At 68.5% G+C, this 19,040-nt stretch carries 18 protein-coding genes; 10 read left to right on the top strand and 8 right to left on the bottom strand.

Going from position 1 to position 19,040, the window contains the following annotated elements; genetic code table 11:
* The first annotated feature begins 109 nt into the window (after window positions 1-109).
* Entirely contained in the window at window positions 110-1,339 is a 1,230-nt protein-coding gene (locus tag H6726_24635; protein ID MCB9660856.1) for a carboxypeptidase regulatory-like domain-containing protein, read from the top strand.
* Entirely contained in the window at window positions 1,336-4,104 is a 2,769-nt protein-coding gene (locus H6726_24640; protein MCB9660857.1) for a hypothetical protein, read from the top strand. Before H6726_24635 ends, H6726_24640 begins: the two co-directional genes overlap by 4 nt.
* Before the next feature lie 21 nt (window positions 4,105-4,125).
* On the opposite strand, the gene H6726_24645 is transcribed toward H6726_24640, so the two are convergent.
* Window positions 4,126-4,869: an SUMF1/EgtB/PvdO family nonheme iron enzyme gene (locus tag H6726_24645; GenBank protein MCB9660858.1), complete on the bottom strand. Its 744-nt coding sequence runs from the start codon at window positions 4,867-4,869 to the stop codon at window positions 4,126-4,128.
* A 154-nt stretch (window positions 4,870-5,023) separates the two neighbouring features.
* On the bottom strand, window positions 5,024-5,794 hold the full coding sequence (locus H6726_24650; protein MCB9660859.1) for an SUMF1/EgtB/PvdO family nonheme iron enzyme: 771 nt from the start codon (window positions 5,792-5,794) through the stop codon (window positions 5,024-5,026).
* Window positions 5,795-5,875: 81 nt separating this feature from the next.
* Between H6726_24650 and H6726_24655 the strand changes: the two genes are divergently transcribed.
* The gene (locus tag H6726_24655; GenBank protein MCB9660860.1) at window positions 5,876-6,448 is read left to right on the top strand and encodes a hypothetical protein; all 573 of its coding nucleotides are present in this window, start codon (window positions 5,876-5,878) and stop codon (window positions 6,446-6,448) included.
* A 64-nt stretch (window positions 6,449-6,512) separates the two neighbouring features.
* Here the strand turns inward: H6726_24655 and H6726_24660 are convergent, their stop codons facing one another.
* Window positions 6,513-7,196: an SUMF1/EgtB/PvdO family nonheme iron enzyme gene (locus H6726_24660; GenBank protein MCB9660861.1), complete on the bottom strand. Its 684-nt coding sequence runs from the start codon at window positions 7,194-7,196 to the stop codon at window positions 6,513-6,515.
* Between the two features lie 115 nt (window positions 7,197-7,311).
* Between H6726_24660 and H6726_24665 the strand changes: the two genes are divergently transcribed.
* The 5 genes from H6726_24665 to H6726_24685 all read left to right on the top strand — a co-directional run bounded on the left by H6726_24665 (window position 7,312) and on the right by H6726_24685 (window position 12,759).
* On the top strand, window positions 7,312-8,904 hold the full coding sequence (locus H6726_24665; protein MCB9660862.1) for a hypothetical protein: 1,593 nt from the start codon (window positions 7,312-7,314) through the stop codon (window positions 8,902-8,904).
* Between the two features lie 176 nt (window positions 8,905-9,080).
* Window positions 9,081-9,809 carry a hypothetical protein gene (locus H6726_24670; protein MCB9660863.1) on the top strand — a complete coding sequence of 243 codons (729 nt, stop codon included), beginning with the start codon at window positions 9,081-9,083 and terminating at the stop codon, window positions 9,807-9,809.
* A 224-nt stretch (window positions 9,810-10,033) separates the two neighbouring features.
* Entirely contained in the window at window positions 10,034-10,762 is a 729-nt protein-coding gene (locus H6726_24675) for a hypothetical protein (protein MCB9660864.1), read from the top strand.
* A 598-nt stretch (window positions 10,763-11,360) separates the two neighbouring features.
* Window positions 11,361-11,810, top strand: coding sequence for a hypothetical protein (locus tag H6726_24680; GenBank protein MCB9660865.1), 450 nt, complete (start codon window positions 11,361-11,363; stop codon window positions 11,808-11,810).
* Window positions 11,811-12,012: 202 nt separating this feature from the next.
* Window positions 12,013-12,759 carry a hypothetical protein gene (locus H6726_24685; protein MCB9660866.1) on the top strand — a complete coding sequence of 249 codons (747 nt, stop codon included), beginning with the start codon at window positions 12,013-12,015 and terminating at the stop codon, window positions 12,757-12,759.
* A 105-nt stretch (window positions 12,760-12,864) separates the two neighbouring features.
* Here the strand turns inward: H6726_24685 and hcp are convergent, their stop codons facing one another.
* From hcp to H6726_24700, 3 genes are all read right to left on the bottom strand, one after another.
* Window positions 12,865-13,356: a type VI secretion system tube protein Hcp gene (gene hcp / locus H6726_24690; GenBank protein MCB9660867.1), complete on the bottom strand. Its 492-nt coding sequence runs from the start codon at window positions 13,354-13,356 to the stop codon at window positions 12,865-12,867.
* A gap of 175 nt (window positions 13,357-13,531) precedes the next feature.
* On the bottom strand, window positions 13,532-13,834 hold the full coding sequence (locus H6726_24695) for a DUF202 domain-containing protein (GenBank protein ID MCB9660868.1): 303 nt from the start codon (window positions 13,832-13,834) through the stop codon (window positions 13,532-13,534).
* Between the two features lie 34 nt (window positions 13,835-13,868).
* Window positions 13,869-14,900: a polysaccharide deacetylase family protein gene (locus H6726_24700; GenBank protein MCB9660869.1), complete on the bottom strand. Its 1,032-nt coding sequence runs from the start codon at window positions 14,898-14,900 to the stop codon at window positions 13,869-13,871.
* A gap of 134 nt (window positions 14,901-15,034) precedes the next feature.
* On the opposite strand from H6726_24700, the gene H6726_24705 reads away from it, so the two are divergent.
* Window positions 15,035-15,550 carry a peptidylprolyl isomerase gene (locus tag H6726_24705; GenBank protein ID MCB9660870.1) on the top strand — a complete coding sequence of 172 codons (516 nt, stop codon included), beginning with the start codon at window positions 15,035-15,037 and terminating at the stop codon, window positions 15,548-15,550.
* 82 nt (window positions 15,551-15,632) lie between these two features.
* Here H6726_24705 and H6726_24710 read toward each other — a convergent pair whose 3' ends face one another.
* Window positions 15,633-17,135, bottom strand: a complete 1,503-nt coding sequence (locus H6726_24710; GenBank protein ID MCB9660871.1) for an NAD(P)/FAD-dependent oxidoreductase — start codon at window positions 17,133-17,135, stop codon at window positions 15,633-15,635.
* A gap of 96 nt (window positions 17,136-17,231) precedes the next feature.
* Between H6726_24710 and H6726_24715 the strand changes: the two genes are divergently transcribed.
* Entirely contained in the window at window positions 17,232-18,179 is a 948-nt protein-coding gene (locus tag H6726_24715; protein MCB9660872.1) for a DUF2236 domain-containing protein, read from the top strand.
* A 101-nt stretch (window positions 18,180-18,280) separates the two neighbouring features.
* Here H6726_24715 and H6726_24720 read toward each other — a convergent pair whose 3' ends face one another.
* Window positions 18,281-18,979 carry a TetR/AcrR family transcriptional regulator gene (locus H6726_24720; protein ID MCB9660873.1) on the bottom strand — a complete coding sequence of 233 codons (699 nt, stop codon included), beginning with the start codon at window positions 18,977-18,979 and terminating at the stop codon, window positions 18,281-18,283.
* Window positions 18,980-19,040: the final 61 nt, after the last annotated feature.

Consider the following 19,040-nt stretch of genomic DNA (forward strand, 5'->3'; position numbering starts at 1 on the left):
TCACCGCGTCGTCAACCCTTGGGCACAGCGCGCGTGAGGCCGTGACGAGGAGCACAGAGACCCTTGCGACGACCACGGGCGGTCGGTAGGGTCTCGCGCCAAGGGCTGCATGTTCACGTATACGTTCTACCACTCGGGCCGCCGACACACCCTGCTGCCCATGGCCGAGACGCCGCGGCAGCGCGAAGCGCTAGAGGGGTGGCGCCGCGTGACTCCGTTCCTCACGCGCTTCATCGTGCACGAAGCGCTCCGCGACGATCCCGTCGGGTTCAAGGCCTTCGTGATGCGCACACTGTGCCTCCACACGGGGCTGGACCACAGCAGCCCCGAGCACGCATGGGAGGCCTACCTGGACGACTGTCTGGTCCACGAGTGGAACCCGACGCACGTGCTGTTCGAGCAGCCCCCCACCGCAGTGGCCGTCAACGTCCCCGTCGTGGCCCCGGTGGTGACCAGCGCGCCGACGCCCACCGAGTGGCTCGAGATCGCCTTCGTCGACCCCGCGGGAGACCCGGTCGCCAACGTCGGCTGGACGGTCGAGCTCGCCGACGGGCGCGTCATGAACGGCATCACCGGGCGCAACGGCCTGTTTCGCGTCGGCGACGGCCCTCCCGGCACAGCGCGCCTCACGTACCTCCCCAACGGCCTCCCCGCGCTCAAGCAGCTCGCCCCTCCGGGGTTCCACACCGTGCGCCAGGGCCAAGACATCGTCAGCATCGCTTGGGCCTACGGGCACGCCGACTGGAACACCGTCTGGGACGACGCGCAGAACAAAAGCGCTCGCGACGCCCACAAGTCGCCCATGGTGCTGCTCCCCGGCACGCGGCTGTTCATCCCCGAGCCCGACCAACCCACGTCGTCGTACGCGATGAGCCAACGGCACGAGGTCGTCATCGACCCGCCGCTTTCCAAGCTGGAGGTGCAGCTGCGCTGGGCGCACGGAGATCCCCTAGCCGACCTGGGCTACGTGCTGCGATACGAACTGGGCGAGGAGCAGGTCACCGTGCCGGACCTTCGGACAGATGGCGACGGCTGGGTCCGCCACGAGCTACCGGTCTCGGTTTCCGTGGTGCACGCGGTGTTTCCCGAGGCGTTCCTCATCCGCACCTTTCACCTGAGGCAGCTGGACCCCGTAGGGCAGGAGGGCACACCCGAAATCGCTGGCGTGCAGCAGCGGCTTCGGGCGCTGGGGTATGGATGCCCGGCGCACGGCTCCGTCGACGATACGACGTTGGACGCCATCTGCAGTTTCCAGCACCTCGCCATGGGTGAGGACGAACCCAGCGGCGCGCTGAGCCAAGCAACGCTGGACAAGCTCGTCGAGGAGTGTGGCGCGTGAGCTTTCCCATTCCAGTCGCGCCGTTCTTGCACATCGTCACTCCGCTGCGTCTCGGCGTGCTCGAGGCGGGGCCCCACACCGGCAACGCCACGGAAGGCGAGACGGACGGTTATCGCGTTCGTCTGCGGCCCCTCAGCGGGGCCTACGTTTGCTTTGTCCCCGCCAGCTTCGACGAGATGAGGGGATCGGCCGAGTTTCTTGCGACGATCGGCCTCACTACGTCGGTCTTGGCCGGTCGCGCCAACGCGGCGGGACATGTCCTCATTTCGCCCGACTGGGAAGCCGAACCGGAGAACGTCGCCATTCGGGAGCTCGAACACCCGCTGTGCTCCTGGGCCTGCGAGCCTCCGACCGCGCTCAACGTGGTGAAGGTAGGGAGCAGTTGGGCGGACCCAGCAGACCAGGCGCGCGTTCGGGGCGCCGCGCCCTCGCGCCTCTTCTGGACCTACGACACGGAGACGTTCCGTGCGTTTCTGGAGGCGCTGTGGTTGCCCACCAATCCGGACGGGAGCGAGCCCAGCGACGCCGAGCGGCGCGCGAGCTTCGATGCCGCCGTGGCGCTGCACTGGCTGTTCGAGTTCGGACACACCCCACGGCCGCCCCTCCCCTTGCTGGACCTGCCCACCCTCGGCGCGGACGAGCGCCTGCGGGTGCAGGAGCTGCTGCTGGTGCGACCCGCGCGCACGCAGCATCACCTCGCGTTCGGTCACCTCGACGACGACCGGTTCACGGTCCGAGATCGGATGGGATACCCGCACGCGGGCGTCATCTACGACGCGACACCACCTGCGCTGCGCGCGCTCTACGCGGCGGAGTGGGTGGCGCGGTGTGTGGTGCACCTCCGCAAGCAGAGCGCCGAAGACTGGGCCACGCTGCACCGCGCTGGAGAAGTGGCGCGCGCGTACTCGGATTGTCAGCCCGTCCGCGAACAGGAGCTGGCGCTCTTTGGGAGCTTCGGTGTCCCCAAGCACGGTGGCGTGCCCAGCGCTCACGCTCCGGGGGGTGGGGGAGGTTCCTTGCCGGTCGTGAACAACCCCGACGAGATTCACGTGTGGGTCGAGGCGCTGCGGGAGTTCGCGCACACGTGCGCGCAATCTCAAGTCGAGCGCCGCGACTTCAACAGCCTGCTCGGCAGCATTGCGGCAAGCGTCGATGGGTCCTTGGTGTCGCCCCCGAACACGCGAGGCGCTCTCCGCCAACTTGCGGTCACGCTCGGCCCCCGCCTCGCTACTCACGCCCAGCTGTCTGCAGCCACCCGTGACGCGACCCTCGACTACTTCGATGTCTACGCGTATGGCAAGACGCTCCAAGAGGCAGGGCTCAGAGCCGAGTGCGACGCCTACGCCGAGGGCATCGACGAGGCGGTGCGCTGGGTCTCCGCCAAAGCCGAGCGCCTCTTGCGCGACCACCTGCCCTACGACGAGTTCGCACTTGCGCTCTGGACTCGGGTACCGGATGACGCCGCACGCAAAGCACTCCACCGCCGCTTCGAGCTGGTGCACCTCGGCCTTGAGGTGCCGTTCTGGAAAGCCTCCGTCTCGCTGGAGCGCTGGGACGCGCTGCGCCCCGCGCTCGCATGGATGCGCAGCGCCATCAGCCGCGCTGGGTCGGTGTGGAGCGCGTTCATCGCAGAGGAGGTGCACGCGTATGCGAAGCTCCTCCAGGACGCGGACGCCGCAAACCAGATGCTCAACTTTCTCTATCGCCACCACCGGGCTCGCATGGGAGAGCCCATTCGTGGCACCGCAGAGGCCACGCACACCGTGTGGAAGCGCATCGTCCAGCACCGGCGAGACTTCCAAATCGACTTCGATGCTGGCAGGGTACACGTCCTCACCGAGCACGGCGCCACCGCGCCGGCCGTACGCTTCGTGCAACGCGTGACGCGGGCGGCCGTGGTACGGGACACCACGCGACACGTGAGCACCCCGCTAGGTAGGCGGCTTCAGCCAGCCATTATCGCACCTGCCGTAGTCGACTTCACGGTCGAGGTCCCCGCCGACACCACGCGCTGGCACCACAACGCCCCCACGTACCTGAAAGCGTTTGCGAACACCCTGAACATGGGGCTCATCCTGACAGCGCTGCATGCGGAGACACGGCGGCTGGACGTGTACACCTGCGTCGATCTCAGCCAAGGCGTCCTGGCCACGGTGGACCACATCGGGTCCGTGCTGTACGCGTGGAACCGGCCGCCCGGTACGTTGACGCCGCTCGCCGCGCTCGAGGGAGGCGTCCTGCGCGTGGAACGTGCCAACCAGCTCTACCGCTGGGCCGCCCAGGCCGGCCGTGCCGCAGGCGTGGTGTCGGTCTTGGCCGACCTCCTTGGGGGCCTGCGTGTGTTCGAGGCGACCACCAGCTCTCGTGATCGCATCCTACGTGGGGAAGCCGAAGGCGACGTCGCCGACGCCGCCCGGCGCGGGGATGACGTCCTCTACAGCCTCTACGTAGCCCAAGGCACCCTCAAGCTGCTGTCCGGCACGGGGGGCGCTCTGATGCTCGCGACGGGGGTCACCACGGGCCTGCTCGCCGTGGGTGTGCTGACGTGCGGCGTCCTGGTGCTCGTGTGCGACGGTGCGATCGCGGTGCACCACGCCAACCAGCCCGCCGTCACCGCGTTCGTCGACCGCGTCTACCGCGCTCGCGAGCGCGAGCTGCAGCACATCGAGCGCGGCGGCAACGCCGACGGTGAGACCGGCGTGAGCCGTACCGCCCAACGGATCGCCACGCTCAACGCGCGCCTGCGCGACGCGCTCGACGCCTGAGCGCTGAGCGCTGAGCGCCGCTCAGGGTGTCAGAGCGCAGCGGAAACCCACAGTGTGATCCGGATCGGGTGGGCCCGTGGTCCGACGCACGACAGACACCAGTTCGGGCAGAGACGCCATGTATGAACCTCCACGTGCGTGGTAGGTCGCCTCCGAGGGATCTCCAACTGGTGGTGCCACCCACTCGAACACGTTCCCCGCCATGTCCAGCACCCCGAACGGGCTCGCCCCCGCGGGATACGAGCCCACCGGGCTCGAGTGCATCAACTGCAGGCCGTGCATGCCGCCCCACCTCGCGCGCGTCTCGTCCGGTGGCTCGTTGCCCCACGGGAACAGCCGCCCATCGGTGCCCCGCGCCGCGTACTCCCACTCCGCGTCGGTCGGCAGCCGCGCGCCGCGCCACGCGCAGTACGCGTTCGCCTGCTCCCACGAGACGCAATTGCGTGGGTGCTCCGCGTGCTCCGTCGCGTCCGCGCACCACCCCTGCTGGTCCACCCCCTCACACCCCGCGCTCGTGCACCCTCCGTACGCCCCCGCCGTAACCTCCGTACGGTCCAGACAGAACGCCCCCACGCTCTCCTCGTGCGCCGTCTGCCCCGCGTACTCCGGAGCACCCGCCCCCATCAGAAAACGCCCCGCCGGAATCGCCACCATCCCGCTCGGGCACGGTCCACACCCCGCGCACCCGCGCGCGTTCGCGCCACACCCCGCCCCCAGCATCCCCATCACCACGCACACCAGCACACCGTGCACTCGTCGTACCATCCGCTCCTGATACAGCGGCCCGCACATCCACGCCAGCACCACACGCAGGCACCCGCCGTCGGCGTGCTGGCGTGCGGCCTCTTTGTGTTCCTCTGCGACGGACGCTCAACGCGCGCCTGCGCGACGCGCTCGACGGCTGAGCGCTGAGCGCCGCTCAGGGTGTCAGAGCGCAGCGAAACCCGGCGGTGTGGCTCGGGTGTCCCTGAAGCCGAATTCGATCGGTCACGTAGAGCGACTCCGGCGTGGTCCCCATGTAGTCTCCCCCACGCACGAAGTACCGCGTGCCTTCTGGGATCTCGACGAACGTACCGACCCACTCCGAGACATTCCCCGCCATGTCCAGCACCCCGAACGGGCTCGCCCCCGCGGGATACGAGCCCACCGGGCTCGAGTGCATCAACTGCAGGCCGTGCATGCCGCCCCACCTCGCGCGCGTCTCGTCCGGCGGCTCGTTGCCCCACGGGAACAGCCGCCCATCGCTGCCCCGCGCCGCGTACTCCCACTCCGCGTCCGTCGGCAGCCGCGCGCCGCGCCACGTGCAGTACGCGTTCGCCTGCTCCCACGAGACGCAATTGCGTGGGTGCTCCGCGTGCTCCGTCGCGTCCGCGCACCACCCCTGCTGGTCCACCCCCTCACACCCCTCGCTCGTGCACCCTCCGTACGCCCCCGCCGTCACCTCCGTACGGTCCAGACAGAACGCCCCCACGCTCTCCTCGTGCGCCGTCTGCCCCGCGTACTCCGGAGCACCCGCCCCCATCAGAAAACGCCCCGCCGGAATCGCCACCATCCCGCTCGGGCATGGTCCACACCCCGCGCACCCGCGCGCGTTCGCGCCACACCCCGCCCCCAGCATCCCCATCACCACGCACACCAGCACCCCGTGCACTCGTCGTACCATCCGCTCCTGATACAGCGGCCCGCACATCCACGCCAGCACCACACGCAGGCACCCGCCGTCGGTGTGCTGGCGTGCGGCCGCTTCGTGCTCCTCTACCAAGCCGTGCGCATGAGCCAGGGCATCGCCGCCGAAGCGCGTGTCACCGGCAGGGTAGAGATGCTGGGCACGTTCGTGCGACACGCGGCGACGGTGAACACCATCCTCGGAATCGGCTTCGACGCGCACGCAGGGTTCAAGGTCCTCATCGGCGACGACGAGGACGCCATGAGCGCCCTCCGCGCCGGCCAGGCCGGTCACTGGTTGCTCTACGAGGTGAAGGGCGTGCTGAAGCTCGGCTCGGCAGCCGCAGCCACGGCCGGACTCGCGGCCACCGCAGCCGCAGAGCTCGGCCTCGTCAGCTCCACCGGCGCCGCGGCGTTCGTCAGCGGTCCTGTTGGCTGGGGCCTCATCGTGCTCGGCGTCACCGTGCTCGTCCTCGACGGCGCCATCCTCTACGTAGAGTCGCAGGAAGGGCCCATTCACACGCTGGAACGAGACGTCAACGCCGCCATCAGCCGCGAGTTCCGCCAAGACGTCGGCCTCGAGTCCTGGGCCCCTGGCGAAGACCGACCCGCCGCTGGCCAGCGGTGCCTCACCAAGGTCCAGCTCGCCACCCTCCACGACCGCATGGGCCGCGCCTAGCGGTCCGCTGCGCAGCGGAATCCTCGCACGTGACTGCTCTCGCCGCCGACGGTGTGGCGCACCGTCACCTGCAGGTAGTGCGGCAGCGTCGCGTCGTAGCCCCCCCGCGAACCACGTGCCCACTCCCGACAGTGTCGCCCACCCACTCCGACACGTTGCCCGACATATCCAGCACCCCAAACGGGCTCGCACCCGCTGGGTACGAGCCCACTGGGGCCGTGTACAGACGCCGCAATCCGAGTGCGCCGCCCCACCGCGCGCGCGTGTCATCCGGCGGCTCACTGCCCCATGGGTACAGCCTGCCGTCAGCCCCGTGCGCCGCGAACTCCCACTCCGCCTCTGTCGGAAGCCGCCCACCTCGCCACCGACAATACGCGTCCGCCTGCGCCCACGTCACGCAGTTGCGCGGATACTGTGCATGCTCCTCGCCATCGGCACACGTCCCGATCTCGACTGCGCCACACGCAGCGTCTGTGCAACCGTGGTACGCCCCCGCCGTCACCTCTGTCCGGTCGATGCAGAACGCCGCCGCCGTCTCCTCGTGCGCCGCCGGTCCGCCGTACTGCTGCGTCGGGTCCCCCTCCCCCATCGAGAACGTCCCGCCGGGAATCGGCACCATTCCCTCTGGACAGCCACTCCCGCCCGCACACCCCCGTGTCGCGCCGCCGCACCCCATCAACAGCGTGGTGGCCATCTGCAGCATCGCCAGCCACACGCTCGCGTCCCGTCCAACCGGTCGCCGTCTCATCGCCCTGTCGTACCCCACACAACCACGCGGCGCTCACGCTCGTTGCGGGGCAGCCCCAGACAGGCGAGTCTGTGTCGGACGACGCGCGCCACGCGGTTCAGGAGCGACACGAGTAATGGCGGCCACAGAGCGACCCGTTGCGTACGGGATCACGAACACCCTCGTGATGGGGCTTGGCGCACAGTTCACGGATATCGTGGACGGGGCGGGGACCGACTACGCCGATGCGGCGACCCCACTGGACGTCAAGGTGGCGCATCGGTCGTGGAGCGACGACGAACCCGACAAGCTCGATGAACGGTCTCCGCGCCCCGAGGAAGCAGCGCTCCGCATCGACTTCTGCCTCGTCGGGTCGGATGCCCTCGTCGACGTCTTCATCGAGTACGACCCCGGCTCCACGATTCACCGAGACTTCTACGAGTCCCGCCACGACGAGTCGCAAGAGAGCCCGCGGATCGCCACACTGGCTACCGAACTCCCGGCGCGAATGGGCCTGAACCGCCTCTATTGGAGCGGCCGGGACAGCACCGCCGAGCGCCGGATCCTGCTCGCGGGACGGTACACGCTGCGCCTCGTGGCGCGAGCTGGCCGCGTGGTGCGAAGGGCGAGCTCCACCCTCGAGATCGCGCCACCACATTCGTGGTCATTCGGGATGGACGTGCTCACTGACGAGGGCGAGTGGCAACGGACCGCCGACGCGATGCGTGAGACGGGAGAAACCCTCCGTTCGCTGGTCGACGGCAGCGGCTACTCGGGGAATGCGAGCAGCGCGAACACGGGCGCATCCGCCCTCGCCCGGTGGGCCGACAGCTCGGTCGCTGTCTTCGATGGGCACGGTGGTCCTGCAGGCATGCAGTTCCACGCAAGGGAAGGACAGCTCCGACTCGAGCGCAACGTCAGCTACCTCGCGCTTCACTCGAGCGGTTCGCTCGCCCCCGGGACCGACGCACTCTCGAACTGGCCCAGCGATGTCTTCAAGGACATGCTCGTCGCTGTGCTCTTCGGGTGTCGCACCGGTGACAACGTCGTGATGGTCCACCGTCTCATTCAATCTCTGCGGCAGATGATGAACGTCCCCGAGCACGGTCGGCTCGACGAGCGTACGACCACGGGACTGCGGGCGTTCCAGATCGCACGCGGGCTTCCTATGACGGCCCTGCCCGATGCCGCGACGGCGGACGGGCTGGGCGTGCCGCTCTCGGGCGACGAGCCAACCGCCGCCGAGCTGCGCGACATGCAGCGCGCGCTCCGTCAATGGTCCCGGTACATCACGTTCAACTGGGAAACCGACCACACCGAGTCCGAGGCAGACCGGACCGAGGCGTACACCGAGGAGTTTCGTCGATTCCAGGAGCTGGCGTGGCTGCCCCAGACGGGCCTCGCCGACGCCGCTACCAAGGAGCGTCTGCGGATGGCGGGTGAGCGGCCGGTCATCGGTGAGAACATCGCCGAGGAGTTCATGCGACGCGGGTGCCACCTCGCACTCGGGTTCCCTGAATACACATTCTTCGGCTCCGCCGAGACCTGGCTTACGGCGTTCGCGCGCGCCCTCGCCGGGGGGGCCACTATTGGAGACGCACGCGCAGAAGCCACGCAGTCCGTAAGCGGCGAGCTGCAAGCGACGCTGCGCTTCCGCGCCTACAGCCATGACCCCGACTGGAGCCGAATGCGCGTGGTGCCCGCCCGGTACGGAGCGCCCCAGTCATGACACGAACAATCTTGGCGCTGGGCATCGTCGCCGCGTCGTGCACCCGACCCACCCCGTCACCAGCACCGCACTCTGCCCCAGCCGCCATCCATTCCCCGTCGCTCGAGACTCCCGTGGCCCCACCTCCTGACTCTGCATCGACACTCCGCCCGATCCCGGGACGCATCGCCGCGTTCTTGACCGCCGAGGGTATACCCTTCGAGCGCGACACCATCGACACCTCCATCACCGTCACTCGCGAGTTCATGCGCGGTCCGTGGGCGTACTCCAACATCGTCGCGAGCCCTTGGGGTCGCTTTCGAATGTCGGACGAGCTGGTCATCACGCACTTCTCAATCGGATACCACGGCGGCCCGCAGCCTCGCCCAGGGGACCCAGCCCTGGGCCCCACGGATGTCGCGCGAACGTGGCTGAACCGCCACCGGCCGGACCTCGTGGCGATCATCGACCGCGGCCTAACCGAGTTCTCAATGGAGACAACGCCTTCCGCAGCGGAGCTTCGCTACACGCGGCGCCGGTCGGCGGCAGAGGTCTCCGTGTTTCCGTTGGAGTTCTCAGTGACCGTCCTCTCCTCGTGCCATTGCGTCGAGTCCTTCTGGGGGGGAGAGCGGGATTTCGCACGCACGGTTGCACCTCAGCTGGATGAAGCGGCCGCCCGTGACCTCATCCAGCAACGCTACGCACGGGTTTCGATAGACCGGCTGGATCTCGTGGAGCAACTTACCGAGTCCGGCTCCCGCACGGTCTATGTGGCACGGCTCACGGTCGCCATCCGTGGGATCCATGACACCCACCCGCACGTCTTGTGGGTGTTCGACGCGGACACAGGCGAGACCATTGAACGGTTCGGCGACCCAACCGAGGCAAACATCGAACGGCCGCTTCCCGCGGGTGTATCACCATAGGACCGCCCTCCAGACGTACCTCGCCGACGCCACCCACAGTACGGTGCTCCGGATCGATGACACGCACCACGCTCGCTCTGCTCGCCCTCGCGACGGCATGCTCCCGCCCGTCTCCGACGACCCCTGCGTCCACCAGTCCTCCATCCCCCCGATCCGAAACCACCGTGTCTGCAACGCCGCCCCCTCCTCTGCTACCACCGATCCCTGGCCGCATCGCGGAGTTCTTGACCGCGGAGGGCATCCCCTTCGAGCGCAACACCATCGAGCCATCGATGACCCTCAGACGGACGTACATGCGCGGGCTCGCGGGCTACGACAACGAGGCCCGGACCCCGTGGGGCGAGTTCCGCTTTTCCGATGACCTCGTGCTGTTGGGGTTCTCCATCGGCTACTACAACGCTCCGGAGCCTCGGGCTGGCGACCCAAGCAAGCGACCCGAAGAAGTCGCCCGCGAATGGCTGCAACGCCACCGCCCGGACTTAGTTGCGCTCATCGACAGCCACCGGGTCGAGGTCTCCACTCGCGCATCGCCAGCAGCGACATATTTCGACTACACCCGGATTCGGGTTGACGGAGAGGTGTCGGTCTATCCGCTGGAAGCACACGTCACGATCCTGAGTTCCTGCAACTGCGTACGGACGTTTCAGGCAGGTCGGCGCGACTTTTCTCGAACGACGTTGCCGCAACTCGACGAAGCCGCGGCGCGGGCCCTCATTCAGCAGCGCTACAGGCGTGTCGCCATCGACCACCTCGAGCTCCAGGAAGCGCTCACCGCCACCGGCTCTCGAACCACCTACGTGGCCCGAATCACCGTGGCGTTGCCAGGCATCCATGACACCCACCCTCACATCTTGTGGGTCTTCGACGCCGACACCGGCGAAACCATCAAGCGCTTGGGCGACCCCACCGAACCCGACATTCGCCCACCGCTCCCCGATGGTGTGTCCGAGTAGTCGTAGACGGTCACCAATGCTCCTACCGAGAGATGTCACCGATGGCACGAAGGTGCGGCTGGTAGCCGCAGGCAGCCGCCCGGTATTCGGCGAGCGCGTCCCGCAGCGGGGCCCGCCCGCACGCCCTGCGCGGACTGACCGCGTCGTCCGGCGGACGTTCTTGGCGCTTGGCGTCGCTGCAGCGTCGTGCGCCCGGACGATTCCCTCCGAGCCTCCGTCACCGAGTTCCGCCCCAGCACCCGGAGCGTCCGCGTCACTGGGGACCACCGTGGCCCCTGCATCGGCGCTCCCACCGATCCCTGGCCGCATCGCCGAGTTCCTGACGGCCGAGGGCATCCCCTACGAGCCCGAAGACATCGAGCCGTCCCTCGCGATTAGCCGGAGATTCTTGCCCGGTCTATGGGCCTACGACAACACGGTACGGAGCCCGTGGGGGGAGTTCCGATTGTCCGACGATCGCGTTCTCTTGGGCTTTTCGACTGGATACTACGGTGCGCCGGAACCCCGCCCTGGCGAACCCAACCAGCATCCGAACGAAGTAGTGCGCCGCTGGCTGGAACGTCACCGACCCGATCTCGTTACGCTCATCGACCGTGGGTTGACCGAGCTGGTCGTCGAAGAATCGCCGACACGAGTCGCGTTTCGGTACAGACGAGTTCGTGGGACCGGTGAAGTGTCGGTATTCCCATTGGAGGTCTCTGTGAGAGTTCGGACCGATTGCCGCTGCGTATCGTTCTTCCAAAGTGGCAGGCGCGACTTCGCTCGCACGGTTCCCCCTCAGCTCGACGACGCAGCGGCACGTGCACTGATCCACCAGCGCTACCCACGTGTCTCGATCGACCGCCTCGACCTGGAAGAGGAGCTCGCGGAGTCTTCGTCGTTCACGGTGTACGTCGCCGAGCTCACGGTTGCCATCCCGGGCATTCACGATAGGCATCCTCACGTCTTGTGGGTGTTCGACGCCGACACGGGTGAGACGATCCGCCGCCTAGGCGACCCCACCGAGGCGAACATCGAACGACCCCTCCCCGCGGGCGTATCGCCCTAGACCCGTCCGGTGACTTCGCATCGAGCACGCATGTCCGGCGCGCTAGCGGACACCGCCCCACCGACCTCGAAGCCGCTCGCCGAGCCACGGTTCGTCCCACTGCGAATGCGGCATGGACTAAGCTCGCGGGATGCGTAGCGAGGAATCTTCCACGCGTGCCTCACGCGTGGGGCCGTATGACGTCGAGCACACCGGTGACGAGGTGCACTTCCTCGTGAACCGGGTCGTTTGGAGGCGTGAAACGAAGCAGTTCCTCTATGCGGGGACGCTTGCATTGTTGTGCCTGCAGGGAGCGCTCTACGAGGCTCACAGACTGGACTTCATCCCGGCCACGGCGTTCGTCACGCTCGCGATAGCGTGGGGCATGGGCTACGTACGCGCATGCGCTGCAGCGTACGGGGGCAAGCTGCGCCGCGTACGAGAACGCGTGGCGCTCCGATGGCGCGATGACGTGACTCGTGGGTATCGCGAGCCCACACGCATCGCCGAGGTCGTCTTCGACGAGGTGGCGATGCCGGCGAGTGACGTGCAGAGGGTCCTCCTCGGCACCATCACATCCGAGACCAGCTACGGCACGGTCACGGCCTACCCCGTGTACGCTGTCTGTCGTGATGTCGTCTTCGAGCTCGAACAGACGCAAAAAGCTGACGTCGCTGCGGCAGTGGCCACGGTCTTCGCCAACGAACTTGGTCTGCCTCTCGGTCAGGTGTTCGGGAATCCGCTCTTGCGCGGCACCACGATGGCCGGCGCGGTCGTCATGATGCTTGCCGAGATGTTCGGGATCGCGCTGGTAGCGTTCGCCACGCTGATGCGCTTCGAGGCAACCTTGGCCGCAGCGTGTATCGCCGGGACCACGGCGCTACTGAACGAAGCCGTGGTGAGATGGACGCGAGCCGTGCTGCGGCCACGGGCGGATGAGAAGGTCCGAGATATGTTTGGAATTGCCTAACGCGCACGCGTGCATGGTGATGTACGCACCGCACGCTCGCCAATAGCGCGACGGGCCCGGCGCGCCGTCTGGCTGCCGAGCCCGTCGTCTAACGCGCGCCGCGAATCAGGTGCGCTGGCTCCAGTGGTCGACGTGCTCGATGCCGCCGTCCTCGTACACCCAGCGGATGCGACCGAACACGAACGTCACCTCTTCGGTGGGAGGCGCGGTGGCCGACGCCGGGTCGATGACGTTGGGCGACTCGCGCACGATGCCTGCGATGCGGCCCTCGGAGATCTCCACCGTGAAGAACTGCTGGGTGGTTCCGTCGCCGGCGGGAGAGGGTCGGTAGAACCGGAAGACGCCCTCGATGACCTCGTTGTTGCAGAGCGCCTTGGCCAGCAGCGGGCTGCTCTTGTCGATGCGCTTCAGGATCTTGAGCGGCTCGTACGTGCGGTCACCCGTGGCCATGCCGCTGGACTTCTCGCGCGCTGTGCGCACGGCGTCGGAGAAGTAGATGCACTCGATGGTGTTCTCACGCCCGAGGCTGAGAATGGTGCTGTCGCCGTCGATCTTCTGTCCCGCCGCGTTGAGTTCCAGGTGAACGCTCTGTGCCATGTATGCCGCTTCCTTGTGTGGTGTCTGAGGTGGATGGGTCGTCCCCATCGCGGTTCGAACACTGAGCACGTGGTGTGCCAACCCGAACTCGCGGGGATTTCGTGCCGCGAGCGCCGCCCTTCGACGTGATACGTCGACGATGAGTGACGTACCACGTCAATTGCGACGCGAGACGTCAGGTCGGCGGGGCGGCGCGGTTCCGCTCTGCCTCGATGCGGTGGACGAGGTCACGCACCACGGTGCGTGACACCTGCAGCCTGTAGAAGCCGAACGCGAGCACGAGGATGCTGGTACCCGAGAGCGTGTGTGCGACGCCGAGGAGCAGCGGCGACTCGAGCAGCTGCGCGCCCGACACGCCCGCCACGAAGAACGCGAACGACGAGCGCACGTACGCCAGGAAGGTGCGCTCGGCCGCGAGCTGGGTGCGCTCGGCCGCGAGGGCGTCGGTCACGGGGATGTTCTTGTAGCGCTGCACCATGGGCCGCCCGAGCATAGCGCAGCCTGCGCGCGCGTCAGAGGCCCGCGAGCTCGGGGTGCGCGTCCAGGTACTCGACCGCCTCGCTGAACGTCGCGCAGCGCACGTCGGGTAGCTCGCACACGCGCCGCATGAAGCGCAGGATGCCCGTGCGGAAGTTGCCATGCCCGCTCACCAGGAACGGCGCGCGCTCACCGTGGTAGCGCACGTTGAACTCGGCCATGGCCGCGTCGGCGTAGACCCCGTGCATGTAGTCCTCGGCGGCGCGCCCTTGCAGCCCTCGCGCCCGCGCCAGCGACCCGAACACGGTGCGCAGGTTGTCGTCGAAGAACAGCGCGCGCCCGCCGCCGGGCACCGGCACGGTGGGGATGTTGAACAGCCAGATCCCGCTCGGGTGCCGCGTGGGCCAGGCGCGTCCGCCTGGACGCGAGGCGTCGTAGCGCGTCCCGCGTCGCGCGAGCGCCGCGTACATGCCGTCGTTGTACTCGAGGAAGGGGGCCCGGAAGCCGACCGGACGCGGAAAGCCGAGCAGGTCGGAGATGCGCTCGTGGTCGGCCAGCTCGGTCTCCCAGTCGGCCTCGCTCCAGCGCAGCCCGTGGGCGTGGCGCACGGCATGTGAGCCGATCTCCACGCCGAGGCGCGCCGTCTCGCGCACGTTCGCGGCGCGCGCCCGAATGTAGGCCAGGTTGCGCGCGTAGCGGATGACGGGCTGGTTGCGTGGCAGCAGCCCCTCGAAGGGCCGCTCGTCGGGGCGCAGGTTGCGCTGCCCGGGCGCGAACTGAAAGTTGCCGGTGGAGATGAACAGCGTAAACGCGTTGGGGCGCCCGCCGGCGGGCCGCGCTCGGTTGAGCGCCTCGTAAATGTAGTGAAACCCGGTCCGGTCGAGGGGGCGCTGCTCGGGCGGGGTGGCATCGAAACCGAGTAGGACGAACTGGGTGCGCCCGACCCGCGCGCTCGTGTCGGCCGCGTCCGCCAGGAGCGCGCCAGCCGCCTCACCGTGGGCCCTCTCGCTCACGCCGAGCGCGCCCAGCAGAAGCAGCGCAGCCAGCAACGACGAGAGACGAGGCATCGACCGCGAGCGTACACGACCCGCTCGCGTTGACCCCAATGAGTGGATTGACGCATGCTGCGCCCAGCCCGCCGCTCGGCGCGCCACACCCTTCCCCAGCACGTTCGCTGGGCACCCCTTCAGGAGTACATCACATGGGAAATCCGGTCGCAGTCTTCGAGACCAGCGAGGGCACCTTCAAGGCGGAGATCTTCCTCGCCGAGATGCCCATCACGGCACAGAACTTCATCAGCCTGGCCGAGAGCGGCTTCTACAACGGTCTGCACTTCCACCGCGTGATCCCCGGCTTCATGCTGCAGTTCGGCTGCCCGCACTCGAAGGACCCCAACAGCCCGCGCGCCGGCACCGGCGGTCCCCCGCACGGCACCATCCAGGACGAGTTCCTCGAAAGCGCGAAGTTCTCGAACGAGCCCGGCACGCTCTCCATGGCGAACACGGGCCGCCCCAACAGCGGCGGGTCGCAGTTCTTCGTCAACACCGTGCACAACGACTTCCTCGACTGGTTCAACCGCCGCACGGACTCCAAGCACCCGGTGTTCGGCAAGGTCACCGAGGGCATGGACATCGTGAAGTCCATCGAGGGCTTCGGCTCGCGCTCGGGCGCCACGCAGAAGCCGCTGCAGATGATCTCGGTCACCATCACGCGCTGAGCGCGGCACGGCGCGCCACGCGGCGGAGCCACAACGAGACGCGGGTCCCTCGGGCACCCGCGTTTCCTTTTCCGTCGCGCCACTACCCGCTCGAGTACGCGTAGTCGTCGAGGTCGAAGTGGCCGCTCTGCCACCACGCGCGGAGCCCGCTGTGCGGGCGCACGAACGGCGCGTCCCCGTGGCGGTCGAAGTAGTAGCTGTTGGAGCCCGCGCAGCCCGGCTGCGTGAAGATGGTGTGCCGCATGCGGTCACGCATCTCGTCCGTGTACGCGTCCTGGGCCGCGCGGCGCACGACCACACGCGTGGCCCCACGCCGCTGCGTCTCCCCGATGGCGCGCACGATGTGCCGCACGTTGGCCTCGATGATGCTGAACCACGACGCGCCCGTGACCGAGTAGGGCCCGTTCATCAGCCAGAAGTTGGGCGCCAGCGGCACCGACAGCCCCTCGTAGTTCTGGTAGCGGTGCTCGTCCCAGAACGCGCCCAGCTCGACCCCACCGAGTCCCACCACCGGAAACGCCGGCATGGCGCCCAGCTGCAGCACGTTGAAGCCCGTGGCGAGGATCAGCGTGTCGATGGGCCGCTCGCGGCCATCCTCGGTCACGATGCTGCGCGGCTCGATGCGCGCGATGGGGGCCGTCACGAGCTCCGTGTCGGGGCGCGTGAAGGTGCGCAGGTAGCGGTTGGAGAACGAAGGCCGCTTGCACCCGAACGAGTAGCGCGGGGTGAGCTTCGCGCGTAGCGCTGGGTCCGGCACCTGAGCCCGCAGGTGCGCCAAGCAGACCTGCTCGATGGCGCGCACGAGGAACGGCAGGCGCGTGTGCTGGATGACCCCCAGCACCATGATCAGCTCCGTGATGGCCGTGGTGACCAGGCGCATGCCCTGCTGCGTGGGGGGCACGGCCTCGAACAACGCCTGCACCTCGCGCGCGATGGCGAAGTCCACCTTGGGCAGCACCCAGATGGCGGTGCGCTGGTAGACGTCGAGGTGCCGCACGCGGTCCACGATCTCGGGGATGAGCTGCAGGGCCGACGCGCCGGTGCCGATGACCGCGACGCGCTCCCCTGCGAGGTCATGTGCGTGGTCCCACCGGGCTGTGTGGATGACCTTGCCCGCGAACTGCTCGAGGCCCGGGATGTCGGGCCGGCGCGGCTGGTCCAGCGGCCCGACCGCGCCCACCAGGAAGCGCGCGCTGAGCACGCCTTGGTCCGTGTACACGCGCCACAGGTCGCGGGCTTCGTCGAACACGGCCCGCTCCACGAAGGTCCGCAGGCGAAGGTGGGGGCGCAGGGCGTACGCATCCGCGGCGCGCTCGGCGTAGGCCAGGAGCTCGTGCCCGGGCGCGAAGGCCCGCGACCAGCGCGGGTTGGGCGCGAACGAGTAGCTGTAGGTGGCCGACGGAATGTCCACGGCCACGCCTGGATAGGTGTTGTGGCGCCAGACCCCGCCCACCCCGTCCGCTGCGTCGAGGATCGCAAAGTCCGTGATGCCGGCGTCGCGCAAGGCGATGCCCGCGCCGAGCCCAGAGAAGCCCGCGCCGACGATCAGCACCTCGTGGTCCACCGCGCCACGTGTATTCGCCATCGGTCCAGTATGCCTGCTCTTGTGAGCCGTCACACCCCGTGGTACATTAGTCTTAAACCTGTTCCATTGTTTCCAACGAGAGCGACGCACCAGCCGATGAGCGCCAGCCCCACGCCCATGAGCGACACGCACGAGCCGCCCCCGGAGCAGCCCTCCGAACCAGAGCCCGTTCTGTCCCCCAAGCCTCTCCTGCCCGGGTCGCACATGTGGCGCGACTTCGGCTCGTGGCTGTACCACCTGACACTGCCCGAGGCGTTCCTGCTGCAGTCCGCGCACCCGGTCATCGCCGCCGCGGTCACCAAGGACAAGAAGTACCTGCACGACCCCTACGGGCGCGCCCGCGACTCGCGGCGGCTCCTGTGGCCGGTGGTCTATTCGCGCCCGGCGGACGCCATCGCGATGGGACGCAAGCTGCGCGACCTGCACCGCACCATCCGCGGCGTGGACAAGGCGGGCAAGCGCTACTACGCGCTGGACCCGGAGGCCTATGGCTGGGTGCACATGACGGGCTTCGACTCGGCCGTGCGGATGCACGAGCTGTTCGGGACCCCGCTCACGCCCGTGCAGCGCGCCGAGCTCTTCGACGAGTGGCGCCAGATAGCGTCCATGCTGGGCATCGCCGAGCGCTTCCTGCCCACCACCGAGGCGGAGTTCTGGTCCGAGTTCAACCGCATGATCGACGAGCGCCTCGAGTGGACCGAGGTGCTGGACGACACGTTCTACCCCACCTACTACACGACCTACCCGGTGCCCCACGCGCTCGAAGGCAAGCTCCCACGCCCCGTGTGGCGCGCCATGATGCTGCCCGTGAGCCTCTTCGCGTACTGGCTCACGGTGATGACCCTGCCGGAGCGCGCCCAGGCCAAGCTCGGGCTGCGCGTGACGCCGGCGGACAAGGCGCTCTTCTCGGTGTTCCGGGCCGCGGTGCGCGAAGCGTGGCCCCACGTGCCCGAGCACCGGCGCTACCTGCGCGTGGCGTGGCGCGCGATCGAGGACGCGCGCAAGCACCCCGAGGCGTACGTGTTGCCCGACGAGCCGACTTAGGGACGCACACCGATTCTCGGACGACTCCCGCCCCTCGAGACAGCCCCCTCCCCCCGGACCGCCCCTCTGCCGCGTGGCGACCGTGCGGCCGATTGACGCGCCTACGAGAACACGCCCTGCGGCCTCGGTGGGCCACCCGTCACCCCCGGGCGCGCCCGGATGCGTGTGCTGAGCAGGTCGCACCACAGCTCGAGGTGCTGCTCCAGGAGCGCGTCGTCGCGCAGCAGATGACGGTCGAGCGCCATGCCGCGCAGCACCCACTGCAGCAGCGTGATGAACGAGGACACGCTCACGGAGGGGTCGATGGGCTCGAAGTAGTGCTCGGCCGCGCCCTTCACCAGCGTGTACCCCGACGCCCACAGGCGGCGCATCACCACGGCCAGCTCCTCGTCGTGCAGGCTCGCGACCAGCAGCTCGAGCATCACCGCGTGCTCGGGCGCCTGGAACACGGTGCGCCAGCCGCTGCGGGCCATGGCGCGCAGCCGGTCTTCGGACTCGTCCAGGTTCGCGAAGGACTTACCCAACTGGATATAGAAGCGCTTCACCTGCTGGCGCGCCGCAGCCTCGATCAGCGCGGCCTTGGACGGGAAGTGGTAGACGTGCGAGCCGCGTGACACCGCCCCACGCTCGACGATCTTGCTCACCGTCGTGCCCGCATAACCCTCGGTAGCCAGGCAGCTGAGCGTGGCGTCGATCAGGCGCTGGCGGGTGGCCTCGCTGCGGTCTTCCTGACGGCGACGGGGCGGACGGCGCTCGCTCTTCGGGCGGTCGGGCTTGGGGGCGGTGGGGGCGTCGCTCATGGGTCTCGCGGGGGAGCTGCGGGTCCCGACAGCTGGGCTGCGGAGGCACGCGGCGGAGGGG

Source organism: Sandaracinaceae bacterium (genome assembly GCA_020633055.1).
In the GTDB taxonomy this organism is placed as follows: Bacteria; Myxococcota_A; Polyangia; order Polyangiales; family Houyiibacteriaceae; genus JADJJE01.

Excerpts from the sequence above, each read along its gene's own strand:
- H6726_24635 (MCB9660856.1), top strand. The coding sequence starts at position 110 with ATGTTCACGTATACGTTCTACCACTCGGGCCGCCGACACACCCTGCTG.
- H6726_24645 (MCB9660858.1), bottom strand. The coding sequence starts at position 4,869 with ATGGTACGACGAGTGCACGGTGTGCTGGTGTGCGTGGTGATGGGGATG.
- H6726_24650 (MCB9660859.1), bottom strand. The coding sequence starts at position 5,794 with ATGTGCGGGCCGCTGTATCAGGAGCGGATGGTACGACGAGTGCACGGG.
- H6726_24655 (MCB9660860.1), top strand. The coding sequence starts at position 5,876 with ATGAGCCAGGGCATCGCCGCCGAAGCGCGTGTCACCGGCAGGGTAGAG.
- H6726_24660 (MCB9660861.1), bottom strand. The coding sequence starts at position 7,196 with ATGAGACGGCGACCGGTTGGACGGGACGCGAGCGTGTGGCTGGCGATG.
- H6726_24665 (MCB9660862.1), top strand. The coding sequence starts at position 7,312 with ATGGCGGCCACAGAGCGACCCGTTGCGTACGGGATCACGAACACCCTC.
- hcp (MCB9660867.1), bottom strand. The coding sequence starts at position 13,356 with ATGGCACAGAGCGTTCACCTGGAACTCAACGCGGCGGGACAGAAGATC.
- H6726_24695 (MCB9660868.1), bottom strand. The coding sequence starts at position 13,834 with ATGGTGCAGCGCTACAAGAACATCCCCGTGACCGACGCCCTCGCGGCC.
- H6726_24700 (MCB9660869.1), bottom strand. The coding sequence starts at position 14,900 with ATGCCTCGTCTCTCGTCGTTGCTGGCTGCGCTGCTTCTGCTGGGCGCG.
- H6726_24705 (MCB9660870.1), top strand. The coding sequence starts at position 15,035 with ATGGGAAATCCGGTCGCAGTCTTCGAGACCAGCGAGGGCACCTTCAAG.
- H6726_24710 (MCB9660871.1), bottom strand. The coding sequence starts at position 17,135 with ATGGCGAATACACGTGGCGCGGTGGACCACGAGGTGCTGATCGTCGGC.
- H6726_24715 (MCB9660872.1), top strand. The coding sequence starts at position 17,232 with ATGAGCGCCAGCCCCACGCCCATGAGCGACACGCACGAGCCGCCCCCG.
- H6726_24720 (MCB9660873.1), bottom strand. The coding sequence starts at position 18,979 with ATGAGCGACGCCCCCACCGCCCCCAAGCCCGACCGCCCGAAGAGCGAG.